This is a genomic window from Streptomyces sp. SAS_270, from assembly GCF_052543295.1.
The window spans coordinates 1-2,481 of the sequence record NZ_JBMNDS010000173.1 but is presented as its reverse complement, the minus strand read 5'-3'; the positions used below and the strand labels follow the sequence as shown (position 1 = coordinate 2,481).

Here is a 2,481-nt window from a genome sequence, read left to right as displayed (position 1 = left end):
TGAGGCGGCGCTTGCATGACTGCCGGCCGTCATCGTCATCGAGGCTGGGCAGTCGGTGCGTATCGGCGACGTGACCTCGTAGCGCTTCCCGACACGACACGACAGGCGGCACGGATTGCCGGCCGTCCGCCTGCCGCCACCTCGCGCCTGTCCTGCGGACATGGGTCCGCGGGTCTGTTCCCGTCGTCGGCGGTGTCAGGTGACCGGGACTCTCGGCGGTACACGATTCCGTCGTCGGTGCCGGGTCTCACGAAGAGATCGTGAAGCGTCCCGCCCTGCGCGCCCACGGTGAAACGATCACACGCGCCGGGCGTCACCGCGTTGTTGGGCCTGACCAGGGGATGCCGTAGCGCTCGCTCCGGAAGGTCATGGCGGTTCGAAGATGTCGTCGCCGCCCCCTCAGGGTGAAGTGGTCGGTCGCCAGGGCCGAACGCAGGGGCCGTCGCACAGCTCGCCGTCCTCGAGGACCTCGGCGTGCCGTGGCGTGATGACGGTCCCGGCCACTTTGCGCGCACGGAGCTTGAGCCGGCCTACGAGGTTCTGTCCGATGTCGAGGAGAAGGGCGCCGGAAGCGCTGCGCCAGGTCCGCTGCGGGTGCAAGTGGGTGATGCGCCGTACCGGCGGCGCGCGGTCGGGGCTGAGGCGGGCGTTGTCGTAGTCCGCGGTGCGGGCTCCGGCCCAGCCCTCGTCCTGGAATCCGGGGCGCAGCCAGACGTCGTCCTCACGCCGGGCATCGATGTCCTGTCCGTCGTACAGATCGTCGGCTGTCACCGGCCCGGGGCCGGACGGCCACGACTCGCCGGTCACGACCAGCCTCTCGTGGCCGTCGGCGTAGGTGAGCCGCTCCTGCCCTGGTGGTGCGCTGTGCTGTGGGCCGCGAAGCCCGACGGAACCCGCGATTCCACAGCTGTGCATCTCGTTCAGCCCGCCCACTTGTGCGCCAATGAAAGTACGGTCATACTTCAATGGTCGACGGGTTGTTCAGGGACCTGATCCAAGGGGTTTCCCACTTCCTGGGCCTCCTCTGACCGTCGACCCCGGACTGCAGTCGCAGCCGGGAGACCGGGAACCGCTCTGCGCCCACCTGCGAGGAAGCAGGAATTGGCACACAGTGGCGGTAACCCACACATCGAAGGGCACGACCGTGAACGCACGCGAAACACGAAACGACGGCGACGTGGTGACGTCGTACAAGCACGCGCAGACCCGCACCGTCACCGCCGACGGAGTGACCTTCGCCTACCGCGACCTCGGCCCCCGGACCGGCATGCCGGTCATCTTCATCACCCACCTCGCCGCGGTCCTGGACAACTGGGACCCCCGGGTCGTCGACGGCATCGCCGCCAAGCACCGGGTGATCACGTTCGACCTCAGGGGTGTGGGCGCGTCCACCGGCGAGACGCCGAAGACCATCGAGGAGATGGCCAGGGACTCCGTCACCTTCATCCGGGCGCTGGGATTCGAGAAGGTGGACGTCCTCAGCTTCTCGATGGGCGCCATGATCGCCCAGGTGATCGCCCAGACCGATCCACAGCTCATCCGCAGGCTGATCCTCGCGGGCACCGGTCCGGCCGGAGGCGAGGGCATCAAGAACGTGACCCGGATCTCCCACTACGACACCGTCCGGGCGCTGCTCACCTTCCAGGACGTGAAGCAGTTCCTCTTCTTCACCCGCACCCCGAACGGGATCCGCGCCGGCAAGGAGTTCCTGGCCCGTCTGAAGGAGCGCACCAAGGACCGTGACAAGGCGATCCGCCTCAAGTCCTACTTCTCACAGCTCAAGGCCATCCACCGCTGGGGGCTGGCACAGCCGCAGGATCTGTCCGTCATCAAGGTGCCCGTGCTCGTCGCCAACGGTGACGACGACCGCATGGTTCCGACGCCGAACTCGCACGACCTGGCCCGGCGACTGCCCAACGCCGAGCTGGTGATCTACCCCGACGGCGGCCACGGCGGCATCTTTCAGTACCACGAGCAGTTCGTGCCGACGGCTCTCGAGTTCTTCGGCCGACCGTAGGGCCGCGGTGTGATCGGTGCTCGGGCCGAGGATGTTGACTTAGAGGCGTGACGCCCGCCGGGCGCCACGGCTCTCGTCACCTGTTCGACGTGACTGGCCTGCTCGCTTCTCGGCCATACGGCGCCGAGGTGGTTGACGTGCGGGACGGCGATGCGGAGACCGGCGTGGTCGACGCTCCGTCGGGGCGTCAGGACGCAGGCCCAGGACCTGTGCTGCCGCTCCGGCGTATGTCGAACGCGCGCAGCGCCAGCCGCCTTACGAGCGAAGGACCGCCGCGCCGGTGGCGCTCCCGAGGTCGCAGTTGCCCCGGGCACCGCCCGTCACGCTGACGGCGCAAACGCGGGTGCACGGCATCGGCGTCGGCCCTAGGGGGTGTTTTGAAAGTCCTGTGCGGTGCCCGCGGTGTTCGGTGCGTGCCCTCGGCGTGCCGGACGAAGGCCCTCGTACTGGACGTACTTGGGGCT

The 2,481-nt window shown here is 68.4% G+C and carries 2 protein-coding genes; one reads left to right on the top strand and one right to left on the bottom strand.

Features of this window, described 5'->3' with window-relative positions; translation table 11 throughout:
• Positions 1–399 precede the first annotated feature (399 nt).
• Positions 400–915, bottom strand: a complete 516-nt coding sequence (locus ACN6LB_RS45700) for a family 78 glycoside hydrolase catalytic domain (RefSeq protein ID WP_445031082.1) — start codon at positions 913–915, stop codon at positions 400–402.
• Positions 916–1,144: 229 nt separating this feature from the next.
• Between ACN6LB_RS45700 and ACN6LB_RS45695 the strand changes: the two genes are divergently transcribed.
• Positions 1,145–2,017 (top strand): alpha/beta fold hydrolase, encoded by an 873-nt coding sequence (locus ACN6LB_RS45695; RefSeq protein WP_445031081.1) that lies wholly within the window; start codon positions 1,145–1,147, stop codon positions 2,015–2,017.
• Positions 2,018–2,481 lie beyond the last annotated feature (464 nt).

Excerpts from the sequence above, each read along its gene's own strand:
- ACN6LB_RS45700 (WP_445031082.1), bottom strand. The coding sequence starts at position 915 with ATGCACAGCTGTGGAATCGCGGGTTCCGTCGGGCTTCGCGGCCCACAG.